We start from the raw sequence: 25,736 nt of genomic DNA, 5'->3' as shown, positions 1-25,736 counted from the left end.
GAATCGAGAGCTCGCTCAGACTGCGGCGGTGACCGGCTTTGTCTTGCCGATTTCGGCCAGGCGCTGGACTGCGGTCGGAGGAAGCGGCAGATGCGGATTGTTGGCGACCGTCTCGACCAGCAGCTCGTCGCTCGCTCTTTCCGTTTCCTCGATCAGGCGCGCGAAAAAGGCATCGGGATCCATGCCGGGCTCGATCGGTGGCAGGATGCGCACCTTGATATGGCCGGGATATTTGCGGAAGGTGCGGCGCGGCCAGAAAAGACCTGGATGCATGGCGACGGCGACGACGGGGATACCGAGGTCGCGATACATCCGGGCGATGCCGTATTTGTAGACGGGTTCCGCACCTGGCGGGCGGCGTGTACCCTCAGGGTAAATGATGAGCTGGCGGCCGGTAGCAAGTTCCTCGCGTGTGCGCTTCAGGACATCGAACATGACCTTGCCGCGGGCGCTGCGATCCACCGGGATCATGCGTTGCTTCTTCGCATACCAGCCGAACAGCGGGATCCACAAAAGCTCGCGCTTCAGGATATAGACCGGATCGTCGAGATAGGGCAGCAGCGCGAATGTATCCCAGAAGGATTGGTGCTTAGGCGCGAAGATGAAGCTGCCCTTGGGGAGATTTTCAAGACCCTCGATCTCGAAGGTGGTGCCGACGATCTTCTCCATCAGCCAGGTGCTGGATTTCGCCCATGCCTTCGGGATCGCGTAGGCCGCCTTGCGCGGCATGAGGAAGTAAATCGGCGTCAACACGATCATGCGAATGATCAGATTGGCATAAAAGGCCGTGTTGAACAGGATCGAACGCAAGATAATCATCGAGGCTTTTCCAATGCACCGGCTTGCGCCGGCATCTGAAGGTTTGCCTACACGATTACAGCGTCAATAAAAAGTCGATCTTTGCGTGGTTTCGCGCCTTCAAGCGCGTTGCCTCTCCGAGATTCGGCCTTTGCTGCGAGCCTCAGTCGTCGTCTTCAGCCGGCTGCCGCGAGCGCAGGCCTACCGGTCGGCCGAGGCCGGTCAGGTTGCGGGCACCGGCGAGGAGGACCTTCGCATATTCGGAGATCATCGTCCGCAGCGCATTCGGGTCCGTGAACCAGTTCTTGGCCTTCAGATCGGAGTTGACGACCGGATAGGGAATGAAATCGGTCGAGGGGTCGACATATTTCAGTTCGGCGAGGCTGCGGGGCATATGGTAGTTGTTCGTGACAACGAGAACGCTCTTGTAGCCCCTGGCGTGGATCCACTTTGCCGCTTCGCGGGCATTGCCGATCGTATCGAGTGCGTCGTAGCCGATGTCGACGCAGCAGCTGAACAGGCTGGCGGAACTCTGCGTCAGCTTGCGGATTTGCGTCGGCGTGGTGGTCGGATGTGCGCCCGAGATCAGGAGACGGTTTCCGGCGCCGGTCCGTAGCAGCTCCACCGCCTGATCGATCCGCTGATAGCCGCCCGTCAGCACAACGATAGCATCGGCCTTCGGCTCGAGCGGCGGTTTCAAGGTAGTGATCGAATCGGCAAAATGCAGGAAGCCGCCGAAAACGATGGCGGCGAGGAAGATGAAGGCGAAGCCGCCCCAGCGCAAGAGACGCCGGAACAGGCTGCGGCGCACGGGTCTATCGCCGCTGGGGCGTGTCCGCAGCGACTGCAAACTTATGGTCTTGCGAGTCGTCAGATCCATGCTCATGATTCGCTATTATACGCCAATTGCGGCAAGGAACGGGCTGGCACACGGTAAAAAAACATCGCTGAAGCGTCAATTCGGTACGCTATCCGTCCGCCCGGGATCGGAACGAACCAGATCGATCTCATAGATCGTGTGCATGACGGTGAAACGTGCCGTCAGCGTCGTCAGCAGCGCGATGATGATCATGGTGGCGAGAATGCCGATATAGCCGAGCGCGCCGACGGAGAAAGTCCCGAACAATGCGGTTGCCTGATCGGTCTGCGGTGTGGCGATCGTATGGCTCTGCAGGAGGCCGGCTGTCGCGAAGAACAAGGCGGCGAGCGCGCTGCCGGCTCCCGAGCCTTTGAGGCTGATCTTCAGGAAATGCTTCTGGAATTCATTGGCGACGAAGGTGCTTTCGGCACCAACGAAATGCAGGACTTCGACAATATGGCGGTTGCCCGACAATGCGCCGCGCGTGGCGAAAACCACCGTCAGGACCATGGCGGTGAAGACGAGCAGCAGGACGCCCGTGCCGATGAGAACGGTGGTGTGCGCCATCGACACGAGCCGGTCGACCCAGGTGCGGTGGTCGTCGAGCGTTGCCTGCGGGATCTGCGCCTTGAGCAATGCGCGCATCGCTTCGAAGTCAGGCGGATGCGTCTCATCGATGGTGATGATGACGAGGCGAGGGACTGGCAATTCCTTGATATCGAGGCCGGCGCCAAGCCACGGTTCGAGCAGGCGCGCGGTTGCCGCTTCATCGACGATCTGGCCCGATTTGGTGCCGACGAAGCTGAGCGCGATATCGCGGGCGCTCGCGAGCGCCTTTTCCATGTCGAGATTGTCGTCCGGCTTGATCTGGATGGTGATCTCGCGGGAAATCTGGCTTTCCCAGCTTGCCGCTGTCGAGCGCACCATGCTGACCGCACCGAGCGTCAAGCAGGCGAGAAAGGCCATAATGGCGATAACGACGATGAGCGCATTGCCCTGTATGTTCGAGGACGGCACGATCGGCCCCGTCGGGCGCACGCGCATCTCCGGGCGCTTGCGTTCTGCAGGCGGTGTGCCGGGCGCTTGGCGTGCTCGCGACGCCCCGGCATTCGGGGCTGTCCTGCGGGGGCGGGGGTCAGTCATAGATATCGAGATGCCCCCCCGATAGGATCATGCGTCTCGCCTCGATCTGGTCCATCAAAGCGAGATCGTGCGTCGCAATGACGACGGCAGTGCCGAGCCGGTTAAGCTCCAGAAAGAGATTGAGCAAGCGGCGCGCCATCGGCGGATCGACATTGCCCGTCGGTTCGTCGGCGAGCAGGATTTCCGGGCGGTCGATGAGAGCTCGCGCGATGGCCGCGCGCTGTTTTTCGCCGCCCGAAAGAACTGGCGGCAGCACGTTGATGCGCTCGCCTAGGCCCACCCATTTCAGCAGTTCCAGGACGTCGGTGCGATAGGAGCTTTCATCCTTGCCGCGCACGCGCAAGGGCAGGGCAACGTTTTCGTATGTCGTCAGATGTTCGAGCAGCCGGAAATCCTGGAAGACGATGCCGACGCGGCGGCGCAGCAGCGGCAGTTCGTTACGTGGAATCGAGGAGATCTCCCGGTCGAACATGCGAATCAGCCCGCGCGTCGGCTGCAGCGACATGAAGAGCAGCCGCAACAGTGTCGTCTTGCCGGCGCCGGAGGGGCCGGTCAGGAACTGGAACGATTTCCTCGGTATGTCGAAGCTCAGGTCGCGGAGGATTTCCGGACCCATGCCGTAGCGCAAACCGACGTTCTCAAAATGAATCAACGGGCAGTCCAGTCTTCCGCAGGGTTCAATCAGGCGACTTGTTAACCAATGGCATTAACAGCCGGTAAATTTTTCTGGAAAGGCGCCCTATTCATGGCGATCTTTGCGAAGCATTAACCAATAAAATTTACGACTGGGCAGGATTCGTTTCAATGCCCAGATTGGCAATGGGCGTCGAAACCATGTGGATCACCGCAACGGGAGGCCATCATGGGCGCTTTTCGCCACCGTCAACAGCAGGCGGGGCTGGTTTATGACCTCATTCCGCCCGAACGAGGAGCGGGGTCGGGCCAGGCGCATTACGTCATGCCGAAGCCCGATATCGTCGATGCCGAATTCGTGACCGTTTCCGCTGCACGCGGACGGACTGTGTCCGGCGTTAACATGCGCTATGGCGGGCATACCGGACCAAAACCGCAACCCGTGACGCGCAAGACCACCTTCTCACGCATCCTGTCCGTCTTGCGCAGTGTCGAGGAGGTTTTGCAGCAGGCATCGCGGCGCAGCTTCGTCGCGCTGATCATTTGCCTCGCGATCTTGATCTTCGGTCTTTCCGGCGGTTTTTCCGGTCTCTCCAACGCCCCCGCCGAGGCGACGTCCGATCCGCTGCAGTTCTCGCATGTGACGCTGACGCCAAGAGATGAGAGCGGGCTGCCCGTCTTGAGATTGAACGGCATCATCGAGAATGTCAGCGGTGCTACGCTTTCGGTTCCGCAGGTGCGCGCCGATCTTTTTGCCGGCGGCCAGCTGGTCAGGAGCATCGTTGTGGACACGCCCGTCGATCGCCTCGGGCCGCATGAAAGCCGCGGATTTTCGACGCGATTGCAGCATCCCGGTGGAAAAACGCCGGATGTCCGGCTTTCCTTTATGCCGTAGGGGGTGTGTCGGGCTTGCCGATTGTGCTAGGGGCTACTGCTTTAGAGTGCTACAGCGACCTTTGCGCGTCATATGTGATACGCGGCGCTATAGAGCTTGATCGGCGGCCACGGGCCGCTTAGCCATGGAGCATGCCAATCAATGCCTGTTGTACGCGGGAAGAATATCGAGCCGCTTTTCACTGCCGAGCAGATTGCCGAGCGCAATCATGCCTTGGCGAAGGAAATCGCCAAGGGGCCGACGAAGGATCTCCTCGTGATCGCCATCCTCAAGGGCTCATTTATCTTCGCAGCCGATTTGCTCCGTGCTCTGCATGAGACCGGGCTTGCCCCGGAGGTCGAGTTCATCACGCTTTCGAGCTACGGCGCCGGCACGACGTCGCAGGGCGTGCGCATCGTCAAGGACATCGACAGCGACGTCAAGGATCGGGACGTTTTGCTGATCGACGACATTCTGGAATCGGGCCGCACGCTGCGTTTCGCCAAGGAACTGCTCTATGAGCGTGGCGCCCGCAATGTCACGCTGGCCGTTCTGCTCGACAAGAGCGTCAAGCGTCAGGAAGAGCTGGAGGCCGATTATGTCGGCTTCGAGTGCCCCGATTATTTCGTTGTCGGCTATGGCATGGATGTCGCCTACGCCTTCCGCGAATTGCCCTTCGTCGGTGTCGTCACGGGCGACGCCGGGGCCTGATTCAGAGTTAATACAGGCGGCGTGTCCGCCTGTCTCATTCTGCTCCAGCGATGACGAACCGTTAACCACGGAGCCGATCGCCCGCCCGCTGTTTACCTATCGCAAACGGAATTCTGATGATTTCGGTCGCGGAACATGACGGACCAGGAGCACGGACCATGGCAAAAATTCTGATCACGGAAGACGAAGACTCGCTTCGCAGCTTCGTCGCCCGCGCGCTGCGCTTGGACGGCCACGAGACCGAAGAGGCAGCCGACGGCGCAGAAGGCTTGGAGAAACTGAAACAAGGCGGCTACGACCTGCTTCTCTCGGATATTCGCATGCCCGTGATGGACGGTATCGAGCTCGCGCATCAGGCGCATTCGACGTGCCCGGGGATGAAAATCCTGCTGATGACCGGCTATGCGGAGCAGCGCGAGCGCGCTGACGACCTTATGGAAAAGATCGTCGACGTCGTTGCCAAGCCATTTGCGCTGCCGGACATCCGCAAGGCTGTTGCGCGGGCCTTGGCTGCCTGACATTGCTTCTGGTCAGCACGGGTGCCCTCGTGCTGGCTCCATTCTCGTCATGGGCGGCAAAGGCTGCCCTACTGACCCAAATTCAGCAAACGTTCCAGATAGCGCCGTTCTTCGCTGAGCGTGGGATTGTTGCTCAGCCGCTCGCGAATGGCGTCGAGAATTTGGCGGGCGCGCTCTGCGTTGATGATATCAGGCACCATGTTGTCGTTAGGGTTGTCCGAGAAACCACCCTCGTTGCGCGACCGGCCGAGCGGATCGCGGCCGTTTTGGCCGCCTTGGCCCATCTGCCCCGGCATCTGTCCCTGACCCTGCCCTTGTCCCTGCTGCATCTGGGCCATAAGCTGGTTCATCATTTCGCGCGTGCCCTTGCGCAGGGCGTCCAGCGCGCGTCCCTGGCCCTGCACGGCGCCTTCGCCGTTGCCCTCGGCAAGCTGACCGGACGCCCCCTTCATTTCCTGCTGTGCCTTGCCGTAATTCTGATTTGGCTTCATGCCCAGTGAGCCGAGGTTTTTCTGGAGTTCGCCAAGCTGTTTGCCGAGATCTTCCTGCTGCTGGCGCAGCTGCTTCAGCGCGTCGCGCAGCTGATCGGCCGTCATGCCATCGGTGGGATCCTTGCCCTTATCGCCCTGCTGGTTCTGGCCTTGCTGCTGGTCCTGCTGGCCTTGGCTGCGCTGGCCCATATCCGGGCGCATCGGGTCGTTGAGGCCGGGCATGGGCTGATCCATCAAGCCGTCGCCGTCCTCGTTGGAATCGCCGCGCTGCATACGGTCACGCATGGCTTGATCAAGTTTGAAGGTTTGATCCATCAGCTTCTGCTGATCGCGCATGATGCGGCCGAGCTTGTCCATCTGCTCGCGCATCTTGTCGTTGGCCTGGTTCTGCTGCTGCCCGGGCTGTGGTTTGCCGGCCTGCAGACTGTTCATCAGCTGCTGCAGTTCGGAAAGCATCTGCTGTGCGGCTTGGCGATTGCCGGAGCGGGCGAGATTCTCGATCTGATCCATCATGCGCTGCAGATCCTGCTGGCGCAGGATATTGGCGGAACGCTGGTTCGGCTGGGCCGGCATGTTGCGCATGCGCTCGGCCAGCTCCTTCATATAGGCGTCCATCGCCTTGCGCAGCTCGTCAGTCAGCTTCTTGATCTCGGCGTCCGAGGCGTTGCGCTGAAGCGCATCGGAGAGCTTCTGCTGGGCGTCGCGCAGGGCCTTTTCCGCGTCCGTCAGCTGCGCATCTTCCATGCCGAGCGCGATCTGCCAGAGATAATCGGCCGTATCCTTCAGCGAGGTCTCGTTGCTCGCGAGCTTCATGCGCGTCAGCGCCGACTTGATTGCTAGATAGTTGCCGAGATCGGGGATTGTCTCTTCGGGCCGTATGGTCAGAGACTTGTTGAGTTCGATCGCTTCCGGCATCTTCCGCGTATCAAGCGCGAAGACCTGACGTTCTTCGGCCACGGCGGCAGCGAGCGGCTGGCTGAAATTACGGGACGGCAATACCATCTCATAAGGTGAGCTGCGGCCCGTCTGGCCAGCACCGTCCTTGGCGACGAGGGTGATGCGCACGCGTTTGCCGGCCAGCGGATCCTGAGTCAGATCATGGCTTGCCAGACCCTTGCCATTGCGGCGGTCGCGACGCGGCATTTCGAGCTTGAATTCCGGCAAGCCATAGAGCGGCGTCGCGGCAGGATCGGATTCCACCGGCACGATCTCGGCACGGGCTTCCTCAACGCCGTAATCATCCCTGACCTTGAAGCCGAGTTCCAGCGCACCGCTGGCCGTCGCATGCGGAATGCCGTCGAAGGTGATCTCCGGCGGTTTATCGATGACCACATTGAAGGACCAGGACTTGCCGTTGACGGTGAGTTCGCCACCCTTTTCGAGCTGCAGGACGTGCGTGCGTGCGACCATCCCGTCTACAGCCGGGATATTGCCGGTGCCGTTTGCTGCGGGCGGCACGGCGGTAGGCGTTGCAGGTTTTGTGCCAGCCAGGCCCTGCTCGTCGGCATCAGCGGCCTGCTCGGGGATTTCGGCGCCTTTTTCCGTGCCAGCCGCCTGGAACAGCACTTTCTCATCCGTGGCAGCACCTGAAACACGTACAGTAAGCTCGGAGAATTGCGGCACGTTCAGGCTATTGCCGGCATTGTCGACATTGCCGGTTAGATAGACCGGAGGCTCGCCGGTGTAATAGGGCGGGGTGACCCAGGCATCGACGCGGACATCCGGATTGCTCGAGGTGGAGGTCGATGCCGTGAAGGCATCACTGAGCGAGCCGCCGCTGTTGGACATGGAAAAGCTGAAGGCCGTTACGAGCAGCAGCGCCGGGACGGCGCGCAATGCAAAGCGGTCGTAGCGTGTGATATCCGGCCTGGGCAGGCCGGCATCCAGGGCGGCGATGCGTTCGGCCATGCGCGTCTGGTGTTCGCGCCAGAGTGCACGCGCAAACGGGGTGTCGAGCGCCGGTTCGTCTTCCTGCACCGTAACGGGCTGGTGGGCGAGACCATTGCGCTCTTCCAGCAGTCGGTCTGCCTCTGTGGTGTTCGGCCAGTGCACGCGGCGTAGCGGATAGAGGGAGATGGCGAAGCCGACCGCGAAGAGGGCAAGCAGCAGAAAGCGCAGAATATCCGGCGCCATGCGGAAAATGCCGAACCAGGCGACGGAGAGGAAAAGGGCCAGAATGGATGCCGGCAACAGCAGCCGTGGCAGAAGCTGTTCGCTGACCAGAACCAGCCGAGCAAAGAGACGCTTGACCGCAACCATGCGCGCCAGCGCCGGACGGGTGGCGAAAGCGCCCTTCTTAGGGTTGCTGGGGCTGGTCATCGGTCCGGTCTTCTCCCGATCTGACGTTGGCTAGTAGCCCGTTTGGGTGGCGCGGCGTCCCACACGCTCGCGCACGCGGTGCCCGCCGAGACACCATTCAATCAAAGATAACATTCTTTGTGGCGAAGACGAGGGCAGCGGGCGTGAAAGGCTGTTTTTTCATCGGACTTCGCCGAAACGTGATCGGGCAAGACAACTTTTGCGGTCCTGCCCGAAAGTGTCGATTGAAGCCGCTTATCCCTCAAGCCAGGCCGGGATGGAATCCAGCCCGATCAGTTCCTCGTAAGTCGTGCGTGGGCGGATGACGTGGAATTCATAGCCCTTGACCAGCACTTCGGGAACCAGAAGCCGGCTGTTGTAGGTGCCGGCCTGCACGGCGCCATAGGCACCGGCCGAGCCGACCGCGAGGAGATCGCCGGGCTTCGGCAGCGCCATCTCGCGGTCGAGCGCCAGATAATCACCGGTTTCGCAGACCGGGCCGACGACATCGGCCTTGATGCGCGGTGTGCCGGCATCGCCGACGGTAACCGGCCTGATTTCATGATAGGCCTCGTAGAGCGTCGGGCGGATGAGGTCGTTCATGGCGCCGTCGACGATGACGAAGCTCTTGTCGCCGCCATCCTTCACATAGATGACCTCCGTCACGAGAATGCCGGCATTGCCGACGATCAGGCGACCGGGCTCTGTGACGATCCGGCAGTTGAGGCCGCGCAACTGGTTCTTGACGATTTCGGCATAGGCATCCGGCAGCGGCGGCGGATTGTTGTCGTCGCGATAGGGGATGCCGAGGCCGCCGCCGATATCGACATGATGGATATCGTGACCATCGCCGCGCAGCGTTTCCACGAGGTCGCGCAGCAGCTTGAAGGCGTCGTCGAAGGGCTGCAGCTCGGTAATCTGGCTGCCGATATGCATGTCGATGCCGGTGACCTTGATCCCAGGCAGGTTGGCGGCGCGTTCATAGACGGCGCGGGCGCGCTGCCATGAAATGCCGAACTTGTTTTCCTTCTTGCCGGTCGAAATCTTCGCATGCGTGCGCGCATCGACATCGGGATTGATGCGGAAGGAGACGGGTGCCACCTTGCCGGCGCGGACGGCGCGCTGGTTCAGCACTTCCAGCTCCGGTTCGGATTCGACGTTGAAGCAGTAGATGCCGGCTTCGAGCGCCGCGTCCATTTCCTGCGCCGTCTTACCGACGCCGGAGAACATGATGCGGCTTGCGGGAATGCCTGCGGCCAGTGCGCGGCGCAGCTCACCGACAGAGACGACATCGACACCAGCGCCGAGGCGGCCGAGCGTCTTCAGCACCGCCTGGTTGGAATTGGCCTTCATGGCATAGCAGACCATGGCATCGACATCGTCGAAGGCTTCCGCGAAGACGCGGTAGTGGCGTTCCAACGTAGCCGTCGAATAGACGTAGAAGGGGGTACCGACCGCCTTGGCGATCTCCGGAACCGGTACATCCTCGGCGTAGAGGATGCCGTCGCGATACTCAAAATGGTTCACGGTCGTTGCCTAATTAGAGAAGCGGGTCGAGGAAGAACTTCTTGTCCTCCGTGCCCGGCTCCTTCGTCGGCTTGGAGACGTCCCCGCCTTTGGTCGCATGAGCACTCGGAGGATCGAGAGGGCCTTTGCGGCCACATCCGACGACGGCAAGGCCGACGACCGAAAGCACGACGGTCAGGCGGATGATGTGCGGCATGTTGATCTGCATCGAAATCCTCTTGGGCGGCAAACGCGGAAGTCACTCTTCTTAGCGAAGTTTCCAGGCCTTGTGCACCCTGATTGTTGGTTGTGACTTTCGCCGATTTTCTTAGTTGCGGGCGCGCCAGAAGGCGATCTGCTTGCGCACTTCCGAGGGCGCCGTGCCGCCGAAGCTCTTGCGGCTGGCGACCGAGGCCTCGACCGTCAAGACATCGAAGATCTTGTCGGTGATATCCGGATGGATTGCCTGCAGATCCGCAAGCGACAGCTCCGCCAGCTCGCAGGATTTGCTTTCGGCAAGCGCCACGGCGCGGCCCGTCACATGGTGGGCATCGCGGAACGGCAGGCCCGCTTCGCGCACCAGCCAGTCGGCAAGATCAGTGGCGGTGGAATAGCCGGAGCCGGCGGCGGCCTTCATGCGGGCGGTGTTGATCGTCATATCACGCATCATGCCGGTCATGGCGGCAATGGCGAGTTCCAGGCTCTCGGCAGCGTCGAAGACCTGTTCCTTGTCTTCCTGCATGTCCTTGGAATAGGCGAGCGGCAGGCCCTTCATGATCGTCAGCAGCGCCACCAGCGAGCCGTTGATGCGGCCGGTCTTGGCACGCACGAGTTCAGCGGCATCCGGATTCTTCTTCTGCGGCATGATGGAGGAGCCGGTGGAGAAGGCGTCGGACAGGCGCACGAAGCCGAATTGCGGCGTGGACCAGATGACGATCTCTTCGGCAAGGCGTGATAGATGCATGCCGGCGATGGCGGCAATCGACAGGAATTCGAGGGCGAAATCGCGGTCGGAGACGGTGTCGATCGAGTTGCGGGTCGGCTCGCGAAAGCCGAGCGCCTTGGCCGTCATGTGGCGATCGATCGGAAAGCCGGTGCCGGCGAGCGCCGCGGCGCCGATCGGCGATTCGTCCATGTGCTCGATGGCATGGCGCACGCGCGAGCGGTCGCGGCCGAACATTTCGACATAGGCCATGCAGTGATGTCCGAAGGTAACGGGCTGCGCCGTTTGCAGATGGGTGAAGCCAGGCATGACGCTGTCGGCATGTTCCTCGGCACGGTCGAGGAAGGCCGCGATCAGCTCGGTCAGCGCCTGCTCGCATTTCTGCAGCTCTTCCTTCACCCACAGGCGGAAATCGAGCGCCACCTGGTCGTTGCGCGAGCGAGCGGTGTGCAGACGGCCGGCAGCCGGGCCGATCAGGGTCGCAAGCCGCGCCTCGACGTTCATGTGGATGTCTTCGAGGCGGCGTGAGAATTCGAAATTGCCGCTTTCGATCTCTGACAGGATCGTGTTCAACCCGTGAACGATCTTGTCTTTATCCTCGGTTGAAATGATGCCTTGATTGGCGAGCATGCTCGCATGCGCGATTGAGCCGCGGATGTCCTGGGCAAACAGCTTCTTGTCGAAATCGATCGAGGCATTTATCTCCTCCATGATTGCCGCGGGGCCGGAAGCGAAACGCCCGCCCCACATCTGGTTGGAGGATTTGGTGTCCGTGCCGTCAGTCATGAGATGCCCACCTGGAGAATGAAATGACAGCAAAGAAGCCGTTCGGTCTGCCGTCCATGAAACTTGTTATGCTTGCCGCCGTCGCCGGGGTTATTGCCGGTGCGGCAGCGGTATACGTGAAGGAGGCGGGGTATGGCAATGGCATTGGTGAAACGGCCTCAGCCGATCAGTGCGGGTCGGCCAGGGATCGCGCTGCTGCCCTGACGCCATTCACCAAGGGGCAGGTCGCCGCCATGAGCGTGCCGCCGGCGCCGATCGCGCTCCAGGGTGTTTCCTTCAAGGGGGCTGACGGGCAGTCGCTGTCGATGAGCAATTTCGCCGGCAAGACCGTGCTCTTAAATGTCTGGGCGACATGGTGCGTGCCGTGCCGTGAGGAAATGCCGGCACTGAATGCGCTTGAGAAGAGCGTCGGCAGCGACAAGTTCGAGGTGGTCGCCGTCAACATCGATACCGGCGACGATGAAAAGACCAAGGCCTTTCGTGCGGAATATGCCATCGACAAGCTCGGCTACTATCGCGACAACACGATGGGCGTGTTCAACGTATTGAAGAAGCAGGGGCTGGCCTTTGGTTTGCCGGTGACCCTGTTGATTGACGACAAGGGCTGCCTGCTGTCGGCGATGAACGGACCGGCGGCCTGGGACAGCGAGGATGCGAAAGCGTTGGTGAAGGCTGCGGCTGGGATTTGATTTTTCACCTTCTCCCCTCGGGGAGAAGGTGCCTGGTAGGGCGGATGAGGGGAGTGTCATAGCAAACGCGTCGCTGGGTAAAGCAGCAGCGTCTTGCCGGTAACGCCCCCTCACCCCGCGCTGCCGCGCGACCCTCTCCCCGAAGGGGCGAGGGTGTTTTATCGCGTCGGAACCGGCGTTTCGCCGCGGTAGTCATAGAAGCCGCGGCCCGATTTGCGGCCGAGCCAACCGGCTTCGACATATTTCACCAGCAGCGGGCAGGGGCGATACTTGGAGTCGGCGAGCCCGTCATGCAGCACCTGCATGATCGAAAGGCAGGTGTCGAGGCCGATGAAGTCGGCAAGCTGCAGCGGACCCATCGGATGGTTGGCGCCCAGCCGCATGGCGGTATCGATGGCATCGACGGTGCCGACGCCTTCATAGAGCGTGTAGATCGCCTCGTTGATCATCGGCAGCAGGATGCGATTGACGATGAAAGCGGGGAAATCCTCGGCGACGGTGATCGTCTTTTCCAGCGAGGAAACATAGTCCTTGGCGGTGGAGAAGGTCGATTCGTCGGTGGCGATGCCGCGCACCAGTTCCACCAGCTTCATAACCGGAACCGGATTCATGAAGTGGATGCCCATGAAGCGCTCGGGACGGTCGGTGGCGGACGCAAGGCGGGTGATCGAGAGCGACGAGGTATTCGTTGCGAGCAGCGCTTCGGGCTTCAGCACCGGACACACCTGCGCATAGATCTTGCGCTTGACGCTTTCGTCTTCCGTCGCAGCCTCGATGGCGAGATCGACCTGAGCGAGATCGTTGAGATCGGCAGAGCCGGTGATGCGGGCAAGCGCTGCCTTGCGTTCCTCGTCGGTCGTCTTGCCGGACGCGACCTGGCGGGCGAGGTTGCCGTTGATGGTGGCTAGCCCGCTTTCGATGCGGTCCTGCGCGAGATCGTAGATATGAACCTTGTAGCCGGCCATGGCGGACACATGGGCAATGCCGCAACCCATCTGGCCCGCGCCGATAATACCGATCGTCTTCAGCGAACTCATTGCCAACTCCCCGGCGCGCTCCTGGCGATGCGCTATGCTTTTAACTCAAATTTGCCGGGCCATTTCTAGCCCGGCAAAGATTGATAGACCTATAAGAGACGATTTTCCAGTCTCTCGCAACTGCGAGAAGGCCGGTGGGCGCGATCAAAGCGCCTTTTGGAGTTCCGGCAGTGCCTCGAAGAGGTCTGCGACGAGGCCGTAATCGGCGATCTGGAAGATCGGGGCTTCCTCGTCCTTGTTGATGGCGACGATGACCTTTGAGTCCTTCATGCCGCCAGATGCTGGATGGCGCCGGAGATGCCGCAGGCAATGTAGAGCTGCGGTGCGACCACCTTGCCGGTCTGGCCGACCTGCCAGTCGTTCGGGGCATAGCCGGCATCGACGGCAGCGCGCGAAGCGCCGACGGCAGCGCCGAGCTTGTCGGCAACCGGCAGGATGACTTCTCGGAACTTCTCGGCAGAGCCGAGTGCACGGCCGCCCGAGATGATGATCTTGGCCGACGTCAGCTCCGGACGATCCGAGCTCGACAGCGCATCGCCGACGAAGGTGGAAAGGCCGGGATTGGCCGCGGCGGACACCGTCTCGATCGCAGCAGAGCCGCCTTCGGCAGCGGAGGCGAAGGAGGCCGTGCGCACAGTGATGACCTTCTTGGCGTCGGTCGACTGCACCGTCTGGATGGCATTGCCGGCATAGATCGGCCGCTTGAAGGTGTCGGCGGAAACGACTTCGATGATCTCGGAGACCTGGGCGACATCGAGCAGGGCGGCAACGCGCGGCAGCACGTTCTTGCCGACCGAGGTCGCGGCGCCGATGATCACGTCATAGGAACCGGAAAGCGAAACGATCAGAGCTGCCAGCGGTTCTGCGAGATTGTTGGCGAGGCTTGCATCCTCGGCGACCAGTACCTTGGAGACGCCGGACAGCTTTGCCGCCTGCTCGGCCGCAGCCTGGGCGCCAGCGCCGGCGACGAGCACATGAATGTCGCCGCCGATCTTTGCGGCCGCCGTCAGCGCCTTGGCGGTCTGATCGGAGAGGTGGGCGTTGTCGTGATCAGCCAGAAGAAGAATGGCCATGATGTCTAACTCCTCGTTCGGACTGGGTTAAAGCACGCCGGCTTCGGTCTTGAGCTTTTCGACCAGCTCGGCAACCGAGCCGACCTTGACGCCTGCCTTGCGGCCACCGGGCTCTTCCGTCTTCAGGACCTTCAGGCGCGGCTCGGTCGACACGCCGAAATCGGCAGGCGATTTCTTGTCGAGCGGCTTCTTCTTGGCCTTCATGATGTTCGGCAGCGAAGCGTAGCGCGGTTCGTTCAGGCGCAGGTCTGACGTGACGACGGCTGGAAGCTTGACTTCGATCGTCTGCAGGCCGCCATCGACTTCGCGGGTGACCTGGGCTTTGCCATCACCGATCTCGATCTTCGAGGCGAAGGTTGCCTGGGCGGTGCCGAGCAAGGCTGCCAGCATCTGGCCGGTCTGGTTCGAGTCGTCATCGATCGCCTGCTTGCCGACGATGATAAGGCCCGGCTGTTCGGTCTCGGCGACGCCTTTCAGGATCTTGGCGACGGCGAGCGGCTCGAGGGCATCGTCGGTCTCGACCAGGATGGCGCGATCCGCGCCCATGGCGAGCGCCGTGCGCAATGTCTCCTCGGCCTTGGCAGGTCCGATCGATACGACCACCACTTCCTCGGCCTTGCCGGCTTCCTTCAGACGCAGCGCCTCTTCAACCGAGATCTCGTCGAACGGGTTCATCGACATCTTCACGTTCGAAAGCTCAACGCCGGAACCATCCGGCTTCACGCGAATCTTGACGTTGTAGTCAACAACCCGCTTGACGGGGACGAGAATCTTCATGGAATCCTTCCTTCAACATGACCGCCCGAGAACATGCGCTGTTTAGCGCCATTCCATTTGTCGAATGGCGACATGGATACGCGTTTTTTTCCCAATTACAACGCTTCCAGGCCGCCGAGAGACGAATTGCTTGAAAGGCATAAATAACGTTTACGTCAACGTCAATATGTGTGCCCTGGCGATTGGCATGTGTCGCTATCGATTCTTGCCGGGAACCCAGAGCACATCGCCTCGGCCCTTATCGTTCGCGTAGCGCGCCGCAACGAAAAGCAAATCGGAGAGCCGATTGACGTATTTCAGGGCCGCCGGGCTGACGCGTTCGCCTTGCTCACGCGACAGTGCCACCATCAGTCGCTCGGCACGTCTGGCAATGGTACGGGCGAGGTGCAGATGGGCAGATGCGGCGCTTCCGGCCGGCAGAACGAAGGATTTCAGCGGCTCGAGATCGGCATTGAGCAAATCGATATCATGTTCCAGGCGTTCGACCTGATGGTCGGTGATGCGCAAGGGTTCATAGGGTAGGGGCTCGTCCGTTTCGGGCGTCGAAAGATCGGCGCCCAGATCGAAGAGATCGTTCTGGATGCGCATCAGCAGCGCGTCGATCTCGGGCATGTCACCCATGTGCAGCCGGGCGACGCCGATGGCGGAATTGGCTTCATCGACCGTGCCATAGCTTTCGACGCGCAGATCGTGCTTGAGCCGCCTGGGACCTGCGGCAAGGCCCGTCGTCCCATCATCGCCGGTCTTGGTATAGATCTTGTTGAGCTTGACCATCGTGTTCCTGTGGTTAGAGCCTTTCGCTTTTCTTCGGATCGCGAAATGCTCTAACCCTTTGTTTTACTTAATTCCGGACGGAAAACCGCTTCGCACTTTTCTCAGAATAGCTTTCGAGCATGATGCCGAAAAGTGTGAGCGGTTTCAGATTTTAGGTCGAACAGACCTAAAATCATCCGGCTCTAGGCCGGGCGGCCGCCGCCGGTCAGCCAGAGCGTCAGCATGATCAGGATCACCGCGACTGCCTGCAGCAACACACGCAGCTGCATCAGCCGGTTCGAAAGGTTCGGATTGTCGCCTTTCATCATGTTCAGCAGGCCGCGAACAAGAACGATCGCGACAAGTCCCATGACAATGATGGCGGCAACATAAGTAACGGTAGACATGGCTCCTCCATCCTTGTCTTCAGGGTCGCTCAGCATTCCGCAGAAGCTTCAAGTCACCCATTGTCGTCATTTTGAGCAATCTCAAGCGGAAAAGCCGCTTTGCGCCTTTCCTGGGATTGCTCTAATCCAGCCGGCGCATCAGACGATAGAAAAGGTTAGCCGGCAATAGCCTTTTCAAGAGCACCCCCTGCTTGGCCGGTGTCGTTACCAGATAGTGCGGGCGCGGATTTCTAACGTTCAAAGCCGATTTTAGCACATCATAGACCGCTTCCGGGCCCAATTTATGTTTACTGATCGGGCCTGATCCATCAAGCCGCCTGAGCTGCCTGCGGTATTCCACCGCATGGAGAGAACCTGCGAGGTCGATGTGCTCGTTGATCTTGGCGAGCGCATTGGCGGTAAACCGCGTCGCGATCGGGCCGGGTTCGATCAGGCTGACATGGATGCCGCTGTCCTGCAGTTCCATTCTGAGCGTGATCGTCAGCCCTTCGAGCGCAAATTTCGAGGCCGTGTAGGCGCCGCGGAAACGGTAGGGGACGAGTCCCAGAATGGAGGAGCAATTGACGATGCGGCCATGGCCCTGTTTGCGCATCAGCGGCAGGATCTGACGCGTCAGCTCGTGCCAGCCGAAAAAGTTGGTTTCGAACTGTTCGCGCAGCACATCGGTCGTCAGGTCCTCGACCGCGCCCGGCTGCCCGTAGGCGCCATTGTTGAAGAGGGCGTCGATGTGGTCGGCCGTACGCTCGCGTACCGTTGCTACTGTAGCGGAAATGGTCTCAGGCTTTGTGTAGTCGAGGAGCAGCGCTTCGATGCCGTCGGCTTCGAGCGCGGCGAGATCGTCTTCCTTGCGCACGGTTGCAAAGACGCGCCATCCGTCGGCCTTCAGTGCCCGCGCGCAATAAGCGCCGATGCCGGAGGAGCAACCAGTGACGAGTATCGTGCGTTGTTCCGTCATGGGAAGATGATTCCTGTACAAACCGAAACTCGTTTCCCATATTCAGGAACCCGATACAATCGACAACCGGCGGTATCGGCCGGGATGAATGCCGACGCCGAGCGGAGATGGAATGCCGACAGCCCTGCGGACGATTTACAAGGTGATCTACGACGCGGTGTTCCATTTCGTCGAGGATGACGGGTTTGCCATGGCAAGCCATGTGGCGCTTTCGACGCTGCTGGCGGTTTTTCCCTTCCTGATCTTCGGCACGGCGCTCGCGAGCTTTCTCGGCGCCAGCCAGTTTTCATCGACCGCTGTACACCTGATTTTCGATACCTGGCCGGAGGCGATCGCCAAGCCGCTCGCCGACCAAGTTGTGCAGGTGCTGACCATTCCGCGCGGCGGGCTTTTGACGATTTCCGTGCTTGCGGCGGCGTATTTCGCGTCGAACGGCGTTGAGGCGCTGCGCATATCGCTGAACCGCGCCTATCGCGTGCCTGAGACACGGCCGTGGTATTTCAACCGTCTCGCCAGCCTTGGCTATGTGCTGATCGCGGTGCTGATCTTCGCCATTCTCAGCATCCTGCTTGTCGCCGTGCCGTTCGCGCTGAATTACACCAGGCAGTGGCTGCCCAAGCTCGCCGATATCCTCGACATCGTCTTCAGCTGGCGGATCTACGGCACGATCTTTCTGCTGCTGGCGGGCCTGATGATCCTGCACCTATGGCTGGCGGCCGGGCGCAGGCGGGTGTTCGACGTGATTCCCGGCGTGATCCTGACGCTGGTCTTCTGGTCGATCGGCGCAGTGCTCTTTGCTTATTATCTCTCGACCTTCGCCAACTATACCGCCACTTATGCCGGTCTGGCGTCCGTGATGATCGTGCTGATTTTTCTCTATATGCTTGCCGTGATCTTCATCATGGGGGCGGAGGTCAATGCGGCGCTGATGAAATTCCGCGTGCGGCGGCTGCTGTTCGGCAAGGTGGCGGGCCGCGCGGCCGCCGAGGTAGCTGCGGAAAGGATGCCCTCTGAACCGCGGGCCGAACCAGGAGCAAAATCAGAGGCCGACGCGGCGGCGAAGCTCCGCCGGTGAGAGGCCTCGCCGGCGCCATTCGGCAATGCCGGTATCGCCCATGCTCTTGGAGAGTTTTTTGCCATCCTCTCCGAGGACGAGGCGGTGATGATGATAGAGCGGCTCCGGCAGGCCGAGCAGCGTCTGCAGCAGGCGGTGGATCGACGTAGCATGGAAGAGGTCGAGCCCGCGCACCACATGGGTGATGCCCTGCACGGCATCGTCGACGACGACCGAGAGATGGTAGCTCGAAGGCGCATCGGAGCGCGATAGCACGACATCGCCCCAGGCGGCGGGATCGGCGGGGATTGTGCCCGTCTCGCCATCGCCGCTCTCCTGCCAGTGCAATGGTTGGTCCGCAGCCGCTAATGCCCTCTCCATGTCGAGACGCCAGGCATGTTTCATGCCCGATGACAGCAGGCCTTGCCGCTCGGCATCGCCGCGCTCGCGATCGTCGGGCGGATAGAGCGGCGTGCCGTCCGGGTCGCGTGGCCAGGATTTGCCATCCGCTTCGAAAGCGGCGACGCACGATTTGACCTCGCCGCGGGTCAGGAACGCGGGATAGACGAGGCCGCGTTCGATAAGCGTCTGCAGGGCCTGCTGATAGGCCGGAAAGTGCTCGGACTGCCGACGCACCGGCTGCTGCCAGCTGAGACCGAGCCAGGAGAGATCTCTATAGATGCCCTCTTCGAAATCGGGTGTGCAGCGTGCCTGATCTATGTCTTCGATGCGCAGCAGGAAATCGCCGCCGGCTTCCGCCGCCATGTCGTGATTGAGGATGGCCGACAGCGCATGGCCGAGATGCAGCGGGCCGTTGGGGCTCGGGGCAAAACGGAACTTCGGCTTTTGACGGGGAATCTCGATCATGCTTTCTTCTGCCACGAATTTTAACCGGGGACTACGAGACGTCATGCAGATCATTCGCGATGAGCGCGATATCGAACGGGGGCTTGCTGCCCTGCTGGAACTCGATCCGCGCCTGCGGCCCGTTGCCGCAGAGGCGGGCACCTTGCCGCTGCGCCTGCGCGAACCGGGCTTCGAGGGGCTTGCCCATATCATCGTCTCGCAGGTCGTCTCGCGCGCCAGCGCCGATGCGATCTGGGGGAAGATGATAGCGGGGATGGGACAGGTGACCGCTGAGGGCTATGCCGGGCTGGAGCCGGAGGCATGGCGGAGCTTCGGCCTATCGCGAATCAAGCACGACACATTGGCCCGCGTGGCGGATGCCGTTGCCGGCGGCAGCCTCGATCTCCATGCGCTGAGCGCCGAATCACCTGACAAGGCGCTCGCCGAGCTGACATCGATCAAGGGAATCGGCCCGTGGACGGCGGAAGTCTATCTTATGTTCTGCGGCGGTCACGCAGATGTGTTTCCGGCCGGCGATGTCGCGCTGCAGGCGGCCGTCGGTATGGCTTTCGGCCATGAAGTCAGGCCCTTGGCCAAGGCCGTTGCCCTGGAAGCCGCGGTTTGGGCGCCCTGGCGCTCGGTCGCTGCCCGGCTCTTCTGGGCCTATTATGCCGTGAAAACACGCCGGGATGCGCTGCCTATAGTTTAATCGGCCGTCTCCCTGAAATTGCCTTTATGCACTGAATTTATTGGACTTCACAATCCTGTAACAACCGGCCTAATATACAGGTGCAGATGCCGAATCGATCAGGAGGGTTCCTTGACGATTGCAGTTTCCCCGCAGTCCTTGCCGGCGCTCGTGCTGAACGCTGACTACAGACCGCTGAGTTACTATCCCTTGTCGCTCTGGTCCTGGCAGGACGCGATCAAGGCGGTTTTTCTTGACCGTGTGAACATCATCGCAGAATACGATCAGTGCGTGTCCTCACCGAGCTTCTCGATGCGGCTGCCGAGCGTCGTGTGCCTGAAGACATATGTGCAGCCGTCCCGCAATCCCGCCTTCACCCGCTTCAACGTCTTCCTGCGCGACAAGTTCGAATGCCAGTATTGCGGTTCCCATGACGACCTGACCTTCGACCACGTTATCCCGCGCGCCCATGGCGGCGAGACAACCTGGGAGAACGTCGTGGCCGCCTGTTCGCCCTGCAATCTGCGCAAAGGCAGCAAGCTGCCGAAGCAGGCCGGCATGTTCCCGGCGCAGAAACCATACCAGCCGACCGTGCAGGACCTGCACAATAACGGCCGCCTGTTCCCGCCGAACTACCTGCACGACAGCTGGCTCGACTATCTCTACTGGGATTCGGAATTGCAGCCGTAGGATTTCCTTCTCCCCTTGGGGAGAAGGTGGCCCGAAGGGTCGGATGAGGGGGAGCGGCGGCACGCAAATTTGCCTTTCGCTTGCCGCTCAAGGCCATCGTCGCTTCGCTTCTCGTCCCCCTCATCCGTCCGCTCGCAGTTTCGCTTTGCTCGCCTGCTCGCGCCCACCTTCTCTCCGCGGGAGAGAAGGGGTCAACCCGCCTTCTTCGCACCTACAAAAGCGATTGCCGCCAGGATCACGCTGGCGATCACGTTCCAGCCGGCCATCGACAGGCCGAGGATGCGCAGTGCTGCTTCCGTGCAGGACGGCCCCTTGATGGTGTTCAGCTGGCCGAGGAGATCGCCGGCGTTCTGCGTGACACTGCTTGCTGTCGTCGAGCAGGTGGTCGGGCCTTCCCAGAAATGCCATTCGACGCCGGCGTGATAGACGCCGATGCCGCCGCCGACAAGCATCATCAGGCCGGCGATGATGAGGAGACCGCGGGTGATCCAGGAGGGCAGGCCGGCGACTGCCGTCAGCACGGCGATGAGGGCGACGGGGATGCCGTAGTAATAGGGCTGGCGCTGCTCCAGGCAGAGCGCGCAGGGGATATAGCCGCCGATATACTGGAAGCCGAGTGCCGAGCCGATGACGACGACCATGCCGATCGTCAGCAATGCGCCATAGCCAAGGCCGGCGCGGGAGGAGGGCGAAGTCGTGGACATGCTGGGGGCTCCTTGGTCAGCTCGCCAGGGCAAAATGGAAGACGGCATAGAGGGCGATAAGAACGGCGGCGGCGATCATGGTGATCTGGCCGAGGCGCTTCTCGATGAAATGGCGGATGGATTCGCCATAGCGGCGCAAAAGGAAGGCCAGAAGGAAGAAGCGCGCGCCGCGCGCGACGATGGCCGAGACGATGAACAGGCCGAGATTGATATGGGCGACGCCGGAGAGGATCGTCACCACCTTGATCGGCGGCAGATGTGCCAGACCCGATGTGACCAGCAGCAGAAGCACCCATTCATAGGTGATGCCGGCGCTCATCTGGTTGAAGGCGTCGAGCTTGCCGTAGAATTCGAGGATCGGCTTGGCGATGGTTTCGAAGGCATAGTAGCCGAGCGCCCAGCCGGCAATGCCGCCCAGCACGGATGCGACCGTCGCCGTCAGCGCATAGCGCCAGGCACGCTCGGGCTTGGCAAGCGACATCGGCAGGAACAGCACATCAGCCGGAACGAGAAAGATGGAGCTCTCGACGAAGGCGATAACGGCCAACCAGATTTCCGCCGATTTGCGGCCGGCGAGCGACATGGTCCAGTCGTACAGTCTACGAAGCATGAGGCCCCCTTCTTGCTGCGTTGCAAACCTTTAGGGGGCAGGATTATGGCTGTAAATGGTCGGGGGCTGGCGGAAGTGGCAGAAAGGCAAAATTTTTCGTGATGGGTGGGGGCGTCCATGTTGGGGCTCGCCCAAAAGTTAATGGCCAACCATGCGGCTAATGAGTCCTGCACGGTTCATCTCTGTAATGGTGGTTGACCAAAAATGCTTCATAGAATTAAGGGGCTTTGCGCCCTTCAAGGGCTCGGAGCAGGACTGAAGCCAGCGAAAGGTGGTCCAGGCAAAGATCAATAGTGTCCGTGCGGTTATCGTGGCCGCGCGGATTCCGTACTCCCGACATCACGCCCGCAAAGATGTGCCTGAAGCCCTTTTGCTCATCCTTGTCACTCATAGATATCAGATTGGTAAGCCTGATCTTCGGACCTGTCTCATTAAAGGCGTTCATCATCAAATTGAAACCGGTGTCCTCGATACCCGAAAGCGATTTTACCCGATTGTCGATTAGCTTAAGGGCTTCGAAGGTAGCCTGGGCGTAGTGGCCATCATCAAAAAGCTTTTGCGACACGAGCGAAATATCTGGGTGTATATTCCGTTCATCGAATGGATGGACGCCGCGATCTTCCTCGGCCGCTGGTTGGCCAAAATTCTTGGCGCTACGGGCAATTCGCTCAAAGATTGGTAGCGCAAGGCTCATGGGAAGAGGTTAGCCCTGATGCTCTTGAAAATCGCGTCATAGGTTTCCTGTGTTCCCTCAGCAGGAAGATTTATCTCAACCCTTACGGTAAGAGCCATATCCGCTTTGGGAGCTGCACTCGCAGAGGATATCTGCTTATTTCCATTCGACGTTTGCTGATGAGTATTAGATTTTGAGCTTTTGACGCTTATTTTAGGTTTTGTTGCTGCTGCGCTTTTTTGCTTGGGCACGGTTGCTGTCTGCTGATTGCCGTGGCCAGCAAGCTCTCGCAACGCCGTGAACACTCCGGCCTGACGTGTTCCGATAATGTCACTGGTCTTGTCAGCGCTACGAAAATATCCGACCAACGCATCTTTATCCAATGTCCATGCGTCATCGCCTCTGATGCTAAAGAGGTCTGCATACGCATTACGGACCATATCTCCGAACGCTTTCTGAAAATCGGCCTCGTTATGTATAGTCAGAACCTCATGACCTTTTTCCGTCCGCTTTCCTTCCTCATCGATAAGCCCGATAAATTGAAGCACGTTGATTACATAGCTTTCGTTTTTCGAAGCTAGGCCTAGTTTACGAACAGTATCGGAGGTGACAGTTGGGGGGAAATTCTTGCGCAAAAAGGCTATCATCTGAGAGATATTACCCGCGCCGGAGATATAAGGATGCGTTGCCATTCAAGACCCCCAATATTTCGCTGGAAGAAAATCCACTGACTCGCTGCAGCGGTCAACTATTGTTGTGTAATTAATCACAATGCCGCAGCGCTGTGGTCTTCGTCGCGAGCTATTGGCATCGCGCCGGAAGGCGAGCTATCGTTGGTGTGCTAATAGTTTCAGGGTAGCTGTATGAAATGGTGCCCCATGCCGGAGTCGAACCAGCACTTCTTTCGAAACTCGATTTTGAGTCGAGCGCGTCTACCAATTCCGCCAATGGGGCAACGGGGTACTGACGAGGCGGCTGTCTAGCATGTGAGCGGCGGGGCGCGCAAGCCGGGTTGGCAGATATTGCGAGTGTTTCCGCAGGGTTGCGGTTTGGCCCATGGCGCGGGTGGGCGCCATGGGCTTTTTGCCGTTTGAGGCTCAGTGCGCCATGGCCGGACCTTTGCTGGCGGAGCCGGACTTTTGCAGGGTGATCGCCAGGATCGCGGCGAGGAGGCAGAAGGCGCCGGCGACGAAGAAGGCGGGCAGGTAGGTGTTGAGCTCCGTGCGGGTGAGGCCGGCGCCGTAGGCGGCGGTGGCGGCACCCAGCTGGTGGCCGGCGAAGACCCAGCCGAAGACGAGGCCGGCCTTTTCGCGGCCGAAGCGGTCGGCGGCGATCTTGACTGTTGGCGGCACGGTGGCGATCCAATCGAGGCCGTAGAAGACGGCGAAGATCGACAGGCCGTAGAAGGTGAAGTCGCTGAAGGGCAGGTAGACCAGCGACAGGCCGCGCAGGCCGTAATACCAGAAGAGCAGCCAGCGATTGTCGAAGCGGTCGGAGAGCCAGCCGGAGCCGATCGTGCCGAAGAAATCGAAGATGCCCATGACGGCGAGCACGCTGGCAGCAGCCACCGGCACGATACCGAAATCGCCGCAAAGCGTGACGAAATGCGTCTGGATCAGGCCGTTGGTCGACAGGCCGCAGATGAAGAAGGTGGCAAAGAGTATCCAGAAAGTCGATGTGGTGGAAACCTCCCGCAGAATGGCAATCGGCGAGGCGAGTGCGGCCTGCAGGTTCTTGGTTGCAGCCGGCGGCGGTGTGATATGGATTTCGCCGACCAGCGGCAGATTGACGTCCGAGGGACGGTCGCGCATCAGGAGCAGCACGACGAGGGCGGCGACGGCAATCATGCCGCAGACGAAGAGCACCGTCGTGCGCCAGCCGTAGCGCGTCGTCAGCTCCGCCATTAGCGGCAGGAAGACGAGCTGCCCCGTGGCCGAGCTTGCCGAGAGCATGCCGATGACGAGGCCGCGATGCTTGGTGAACCAGCGCGTCGAGACGGTTGCCGCCAGCACCATGGCGGTGAGGCCGGTGCCGAAGCCGATGATGATGCCCCAGCATAGCAGCAGCTGCCAGACCTGCGTCATATAGAGCGAGCCGATGAAGCCGACGGCGATGGTCGCCAGTGCGAAGACGATGACCTTGCGCACGCCGAAATGGTTCATGAAGGCGGCGGCAAAGGGACCCATGAGGCCGAACAGCACGAGGCGGACGGCAAGCGCGGACGAGATGGAGGAGGTGCTCCAGCCGAATTCGTCCTCCAGCGGCTTGATGAGCACGCCGGGCGCGCCCATGGCGCCGGCGGTGACTAGCATGGTGAGGAAGGTGGCGGCGACGACGACCCATCCGTAATGGATGTTGCGCCGGGCGAGCGTCGAGGCAAGGGTAGTGGAAACCATGAGCTGCGTTCCAATCAGGTTGGGTATCGTGCCGTCAGACCGGACTTGCGAAAACGCTGGAGCGCGGACAGTCGGGGGTACCGTACCACGTCTAGCGCCCTGCCGTTCTCCCGGCTTGAACGTTTGTGCAAAGGCATTTACATGATTGTTATCATATTTGTTGCGTATTGATGATGGTCATCATATAAATTGTCAATACAGATTTATTGATGCTCTGATGGAGTTTTTTGATGAGAGTGAGCCGGGAGAAATTCGCCGAGAATCGCGAGAAGATCCTTGCCGTGGCCGGCGAGCTCTTCCGTGAGAAGGGCTTCGACGGCATCGGCGTCGCCGAGATCATGAAGGCGGCCGGGCTGACGCATGGCGGCTTCTACGGCCATTTCGATTCCAAGGACGAGCTTGCCTGCGAGGCGAGCAAAGCGCTGGTGGCGCGCTCGCTGGAGCGTTGGAAGCAAGTGGCGGCGAGCTCGCCCGAACAGCCGCTGGAAGCGCTGCTTGCCCATTATCTCTCGCATCGCAACGTCGTGGAGCATGCGACCGGCTGCGTCTTCGCAGCGCTGACGCAGGAGGTCAGCCGCCACGGTCCTGAGATGCAGTCCACCTTCACGGGCGGCTTGATGGGGCTGGTCGAGGTGCTGGAAGAGATCGTTCCGGGTGAAACGCCGGAGGAGCGCCGGCGCAAGGCATTTGCCAGCCTTTCGGCCATGGTTGGCGCCGTTATTCTGGCGCGCGCAATGGATAGCGCTGAGCTGTCGCAGGAATTCCTGTCGGCGACCAGGCAGGAGCTTTCGCCGCTGCCGGATGGAAGCAACGGCTGACCTTCG

General features: G+C 60.7%; 27 protein-coding genes, 1 tRNA gene and 1 pseudogene. 8 read left to right on the top strand and 21 right to left on the bottom strand.

What is annotated here, in order from left to right; all coding sequences use genetic code 11:
• Positions 1–15: 15 nt before the first annotated feature.
• The 4 genes from ACK83U_RS13835 to ftsE form a co-directional block, all read right to left on the bottom strand.
• On the bottom strand, positions 16–819 hold the full coding sequence (locus tag ACK83U_RS13835; protein WP_112607715.1) for a lysophospholipid acyltransferase family protein: 804 nt from the start codon (positions 817–819) through the stop codon (positions 16–18).
• 142 nt (positions 820–961) lie between these two features.
• Positions 962–1,684, bottom strand: coding sequence for a YdcF family protein (locus ACK83U_RS13830; protein WP_183714832.1), 723 nt, complete (start codon positions 1,682–1,684; stop codon positions 962–964).
• A 69-nt stretch (positions 1,685–1,753) separates the two neighbouring features.
• The gene (locus ACK83U_RS13825) at positions 1,754–2,800 is read right to left on the bottom strand and encodes a cell division protein FtsX (RefSeq protein ID WP_412474636.1); all 1,047 of its coding nucleotides are present in this window, start codon (positions 2,798–2,800) and stop codon (positions 1,754–1,756) included.
• Positions 2,793–3,452, bottom strand: a complete 660-nt coding sequence (gene ftsE, locus ACK83U_RS13820; protein WP_015341323.1) for a cell division ATP-binding protein FtsE — start codon at positions 3,450–3,452, stop codon at positions 2,793–2,795. The genes ACK83U_RS13825 and ftsE overlap by 8 nt, the downstream gene beginning before the upstream one ends.
• Before the next feature lie 210 nt (positions 3,453–3,662).
• Here ftsE and ACK83U_RS13815 point away from each other — a divergent pair, with 210 nt between their 5' ends.
• The 3 genes from ACK83U_RS13815 (at position 3,663) to ACK83U_RS13805 (ending at position 5,536) form a co-directional block, all read left to right on the top strand.
• Positions 3,663–4,328: a hypothetical protein gene (locus ACK83U_RS13815; protein ID WP_112607713.1), complete on the top strand. Its 666-nt coding sequence runs from the start codon at positions 3,663–3,665 to the stop codon at positions 4,326–4,328.
• Between the two features lie 141 nt (positions 4,329–4,469).
• Entirely contained in the window at positions 4,470–5,018 is a 549-nt protein-coding gene (gene hpt / locus ACK83U_RS13810; RefSeq protein ID WP_112607711.1) for a hypoxanthine phosphoribosyltransferase, read from the top strand.
• A 158-nt stretch (positions 5,019–5,176) separates the two neighbouring features.
• Positions 5,177–5,536, top strand: coding sequence for a response regulator (locus tag ACK83U_RS13805; protein WP_112400551.1), 360 nt, complete (start codon positions 5,177–5,179; stop codon positions 5,534–5,536).
• Between the two features lie 68 nt (positions 5,537–5,604).
• On the opposite strand, the gene ACK83U_RS13800 is transcribed toward ACK83U_RS13805, so the two are convergent.
• The 4 genes from ACK83U_RS13800 to argH form a co-directional block, all read right to left on the bottom strand.
• A complete protein-coding gene (locus ACK83U_RS13800) occupies positions 5,605–8,346 on the bottom strand; it encodes a TIGR02302 family protein (protein WP_412474635.1) in 2,742 nt (913 codons plus the stop codon).
• Positions 8,347–8,580: 234 nt separating this feature from the next.
• The gene (lysA, locus tag ACK83U_RS13795) at positions 8,581–9,852 is read right to left on the bottom strand and encodes a diaminopimelate decarboxylase (protein WP_112607707.1); all 1,272 of its coding nucleotides are present in this window, start codon (positions 9,850–9,852) and stop codon (positions 8,581–8,583) included.
• A gap of 13 nt (positions 9,853–9,865) precedes the next feature.
• Positions 9,866–10,060, bottom strand: coding sequence for an LPS translocon maturation chaperone LptM (gene lptM / locus ACK83U_RS13790; RefSeq protein ID WP_015341316.1), 195 nt, complete (start codon positions 10,058–10,060; stop codon positions 9,866–9,868).
• Between the two features lie 99 nt (positions 10,061–10,159).
• Positions 10,160–11,560, bottom strand: coding sequence for an argininosuccinate lyase (gene argH / locus ACK83U_RS13785; RefSeq protein ID WP_112607705.1), 1,401 nt, complete (start codon positions 11,558–11,560; stop codon positions 10,160–10,162).
• Positions 11,561–11,583: 23 nt separating this feature from the next.
• Here argH and tlpA point away from each other — a divergent pair, with 23 nt between their 5' ends.
• Positions 11,584–12,249 carry a thiol:disulfide interchange protein TlpA gene (gene tlpA / locus ACK83U_RS13780; protein WP_112607703.1) on the top strand — a complete coding sequence of 222 codons (666 nt, stop codon included), beginning with the start codon at positions 11,584–11,586 and terminating at the stop codon, positions 12,247–12,249.
• A 158-nt stretch (positions 12,250–12,407) separates the two neighbouring features.
• Here the strand turns inward: tlpA and ACK83U_RS13775 are convergent, their stop codons facing one another.
• The 6 genes and pseudogenes from ACK83U_RS13775 to ACK83U_RS13750 form a co-directional block, all read right to left on the bottom strand.
• Positions 12,408–13,286, bottom strand: a complete 879-nt coding sequence (locus ACK83U_RS13775; RefSeq protein ID WP_015341313.1) for a 3-hydroxybutyryl-CoA dehydrogenase — start codon at positions 13,284–13,286, stop codon at positions 12,408–12,410.
• Between the two features lie 144 nt (positions 13,287–13,430).
• Positions 13,431–14,359 (bottom strand): annotated as a pseudogene (locus ACK83U_RS13770) (electron transfer flavoprotein subunit alpha/FixB family protein).
• 27 nt (positions 14,360–14,386) lie between these two features.
• Entirely contained in the window at positions 14,387–15,136 is a 750-nt protein-coding gene (locus ACK83U_RS13765; RefSeq protein WP_112607699.1) for an electron transfer flavoprotein subunit beta/FixA family protein, read from the bottom strand.
• A gap of 195 nt (positions 15,137–15,331) precedes the next feature.
• Complete coding sequence (locus tag ACK83U_RS13760; RefSeq protein ID WP_112607697.1) at positions 15,332–15,910, bottom strand: cob(I)yrinic acid a,c-diamide adenosyltransferase; 579 nt, start codon at positions 15,908–15,910, stop codon at positions 15,332–15,334.
• 182 nt (positions 15,911–16,092) lie between these two features.
• On the bottom strand, positions 16,093–16,296 hold the full coding sequence (locus tag ACK83U_RS13755; protein WP_047630776.1) for a twin transmembrane helix small protein: 204 nt from the start codon (positions 16,294–16,296) through the stop codon (positions 16,093–16,095).
• Between the two features lie 121 nt (positions 16,297–16,417).
• On the bottom strand, positions 16,418–17,251 hold the full coding sequence (locus tag ACK83U_RS13750) for an SDR family oxidoreductase (RefSeq protein WP_112607695.1): 834 nt from the start codon (positions 17,249–17,251) through the stop codon (positions 16,418–16,420).
• Between the two features lie 112 nt (positions 17,252–17,363).
• Here ACK83U_RS13750 and ACK83U_RS13745 point away from each other — a divergent pair, with 112 nt between their 5' ends.
• Positions 17,364–18,326, top strand: coding sequence for a YihY/virulence factor BrkB family protein (locus ACK83U_RS13745; RefSeq protein ID WP_112607693.1), 963 nt, complete (start codon positions 17,364–17,366; stop codon positions 18,324–18,326).
• Here ACK83U_RS13745 and gluQRS read toward each other — a convergent pair.
• Positions 18,291–19,172 (bottom strand): tRNA glutamyl-Q(34) synthetase GluQRS, encoded by an 882-nt coding sequence (gluQRS, locus tag ACK83U_RS13740; RefSeq protein WP_112607691.1) that lies wholly within the window; start codon positions 19,170–19,172, stop codon positions 18,291–18,293. The two genes, ACK83U_RS13745 and gluQRS, sit on opposite strands and share 36 nt — an antisense overlap.
• Here gluQRS and ACK83U_RS13735 point away from each other — a divergent pair.
• Together ACK83U_RS13735 and ACK83U_RS13730 are read left to right on the top strand one after the other, a co-directional pair.
• On the top strand, positions 19,171–19,860 hold the full coding sequence (locus ACK83U_RS13735; RefSeq protein WP_184372292.1) for a DNA-3-methyladenine glycosylase family protein: 690 nt from the start codon (positions 19,171–19,173) through the stop codon (positions 19,858–19,860). The two genes, gluQRS and ACK83U_RS13735, sit on opposite strands and share 2 nt — an antisense overlap.
• A 111-nt stretch (positions 19,861–19,971) precedes the next feature.
• Complete coding sequence (locus tag ACK83U_RS13730) at positions 19,972–20,529, top strand: HNH endonuclease (protein ID WP_015341304.1); 558 nt, start codon at positions 19,972–19,974, stop codon at positions 20,527–20,529.
• Between the two features lie 191 nt (positions 20,530–20,720).
• On the opposite strand, the gene ACK83U_RS13725 is transcribed toward ACK83U_RS13730, so the two are convergent.
• The 6 genes from ACK83U_RS13725 to ACK83U_RS13700 all read right to left on the bottom strand — a co-directional run bounded on the left by ACK83U_RS13725 (position 20,721) and on the right by ACK83U_RS13700 (position 24,912).
• Positions 20,721–21,233 (bottom strand): disulfide bond formation protein B, encoded by a 513-nt coding sequence (locus ACK83U_RS13725; RefSeq protein ID WP_112607687.1) that lies wholly within the window; start codon positions 21,231–21,233, stop codon positions 20,721–20,723.
• 16 nt (positions 21,234–21,249) lie between these two features.
• Positions 21,250–21,843 (bottom strand): YqaA family protein, encoded by a 594-nt coding sequence (locus ACK83U_RS13720; protein WP_112336455.1) that lies wholly within the window; start codon positions 21,841–21,843, stop codon positions 21,250–21,252.
• 217 nt (positions 21,844–22,060) lie between these two features.
• Positions 22,061–22,537: a TIGR02391 family protein gene (locus ACK83U_RS13715; RefSeq protein ID WP_112607685.1), complete on the bottom strand. Its 477-nt coding sequence runs from the start codon at positions 22,535–22,537 to the stop codon at positions 22,061–22,063.
• Positions 22,534–23,208, bottom strand: a complete 675-nt coding sequence (locus ACK83U_RS13710; RefSeq protein WP_112607683.1) for a DUF5343 domain-containing protein — start codon at positions 23,206–23,208, stop codon at positions 22,534–22,536. The genes ACK83U_RS13715 and ACK83U_RS13710 overlap by 4 nt, the downstream gene beginning before the upstream one ends.
• Before the next feature lie 177 nt (positions 23,209–23,385).
• Positions 23,386–23,470, bottom strand: a tRNA-Leu gene (locus tag ACK83U_RS13705).
• Between the two features lie 143 nt (positions 23,471–23,613).
• Positions 23,614–24,912, bottom strand: a complete 1,299-nt coding sequence (locus ACK83U_RS13700; RefSeq protein ID WP_112607681.1) for an MFS transporter — start codon at positions 24,910–24,912, stop codon at positions 23,614–23,616.
• 230 nt (positions 24,913–25,142) lie between these two features.
• Here ACK83U_RS13700 and ACK83U_RS13695 point away from each other — a divergent pair, with 230 nt between their 5' ends.
• Positions 25,143–25,730 carry a TetR/AcrR family transcriptional regulator gene (locus ACK83U_RS13695; RefSeq protein WP_112607679.1) on the top strand — a complete coding sequence of 196 codons (588 nt, stop codon included), beginning with the start codon at positions 25,143–25,145 and terminating at the stop codon, positions 25,728–25,730.
• The last annotated feature ends 6 nt before the right edge of the window (positions 25,731–25,736 follow it).

The sequence above is a fragment of the Rhizobium sp. WW22 genome, from assembly GCF_047041135.1.
GTDB lineage: Bacteria > Pseudomonadota > Alphaproteobacteria > Rhizobiales > Rhizobiaceae > Rhizobium.
The sequence above is the reverse complement of the archived record's forward strand: the minus strand, read 5'-3'. Positions and strand labels throughout refer to the sequence as shown.

Excerpts from the sequence above, each read along its gene's own strand:
- ACK83U_RS13835 (WP_112607715.1), bottom strand. The coding sequence starts at position 819 with ATGATTATCTTGCGTTCGATCCTGTTCAACACGGCCTTTTATGCCAAT.
- ACK83U_RS13830 (WP_183714832.1), bottom strand. The coding sequence starts at position 1,684 with ATGAGCATGGATCTGACGACTCGCAAGACCATAAGTTTGCAGTCGCTG.
- ACK83U_RS13825 (WP_412474636.1), bottom strand. The coding sequence starts at position 2,800 with ATGACTGACCCCCGCCCCCGCAGGACAGCCCCGAATGCCGGGGCGTCG.
- ACK83U_RS13815 (WP_112607713.1), top strand. The coding sequence starts at position 3,663 with ATGGGCGCTTTTCGCCACCGTCAACAGCAGGCGGGGCTGGTTTATGAC.
- hpt (WP_112607711.1), top strand. The coding sequence starts at position 4,470 with ATGCCTGTTGTACGCGGGAAGAATATCGAGCCGCTTTTCACTGCCGAG.
- ACK83U_RS13805 (WP_112400551.1), top strand. The coding sequence starts at position 5,177 with ATGGCAAAAATTCTGATCACGGAAGACGAAGACTCGCTTCGCAGCTTC.
- ACK83U_RS13800 (WP_412474635.1), bottom strand. The coding sequence starts at position 8,346 with ATGACCAGCCCCAGCAACCCTAAGAAGGGCGCTTTCGCCACCCGTCCG.
- lptM (WP_015341316.1), bottom strand. The coding sequence starts at position 10,060 with ATGCAGATCAACATGCCGCACATCATCCGCCTGACCGTCGTGCTTTCG.
- argH (WP_112607705.1), bottom strand. The coding sequence starts at position 11,560 with ATGACTGACGGCACGGACACCAAATCCTCCAACCAGATGTGGGGCGGG.
- tlpA (WP_112607703.1), top strand. The coding sequence starts at position 11,584 with ATGACAGCAAAGAAGCCGTTCGGTCTGCCGTCCATGAAACTTGTTATG.
- ACK83U_RS13775 (WP_015341313.1), bottom strand. The coding sequence starts at position 13,286 with ATGAGTTCGCTGAAGACGATCGGTATTATCGGCGCGGGCCAGATGGGT.
- ACK83U_RS13765 (WP_112607699.1), bottom strand. The coding sequence starts at position 15,136 with ATGAAGATTCTCGTCCCCGTCAAGCGGGTTGTTGACTACAACGTCAAG.
- ACK83U_RS13760 (WP_112607697.1), bottom strand. The coding sequence starts at position 15,910 with ATGGTCAAGCTCAACAAGATCTATACCAAGACCGGCGATGATGGGACG.
- ACK83U_RS13755 (WP_047630776.1), bottom strand. The coding sequence starts at position 16,296 with ATGTCTACCGTTACTTATGTTGCCGCCATCATTGTCATGGGACTTGTC.
- ACK83U_RS13750 (WP_112607695.1), bottom strand. The coding sequence starts at position 17,251 with ATGACGGAACAACGCACGATACTCGTCACTGGTTGCTCCTCCGGCATC.
- ACK83U_RS13745 (WP_112607693.1), top strand. The coding sequence starts at position 17,364 with ATGCCGACAGCCCTGCGGACGATTTACAAGGTGATCTACGACGCGGTG.
- ACK83U_RS13735 (WP_184372292.1), top strand. The coding sequence starts at position 19,171 with ATGCTTTCTTCTGCCACGAATTTTAACCGGGGACTACGAGACGTCATG.
- gluQRS (WP_112607691.1), bottom strand. The coding sequence starts at position 19,172 with ATGATCGAGATTCCCCGTCAAAAGCCGAAGTTCCGTTTTGCCCCGAGC.
- ACK83U_RS13725 (WP_112607687.1), bottom strand. The coding sequence starts at position 21,233 with ATGTCCACGACTTCGCCCTCCTCCCGCGCCGGCCTTGGCTATGGCGCA.
- ACK83U_RS13720 (WP_112336455.1), bottom strand. The coding sequence starts at position 21,843 with ATGCTTCGTAGACTGTACGACTGGACCATGTCGCTCGCCGGCCGCAAA.
- ACK83U_RS13715 (WP_112607685.1), bottom strand. The coding sequence starts at position 22,537 with ATGAGCCTTGCGCTACCAATCTTTGAGCGAATTGCCCGTAGCGCCAAG.
- ACK83U_RS13710 (WP_112607683.1), bottom strand. The coding sequence starts at position 23,208 with ATGGCAACGCATCCTTATATCTCCGGCGCGGGTAATATCTCTCAGATG.
- ACK83U_RS13700 (WP_112607681.1), bottom strand. The coding sequence starts at position 24,912 with ATGGTTTCCACTACCCTTGCCTCGACGCTCGCCCGGCGCAACATCCAT.
- ACK83U_RS13695 (WP_112607679.1), top strand. The coding sequence starts at position 25,143 with ATGAGAGTGAGCCGGGAGAAATTCGCCGAGAATCGCGAGAAGATCCTT.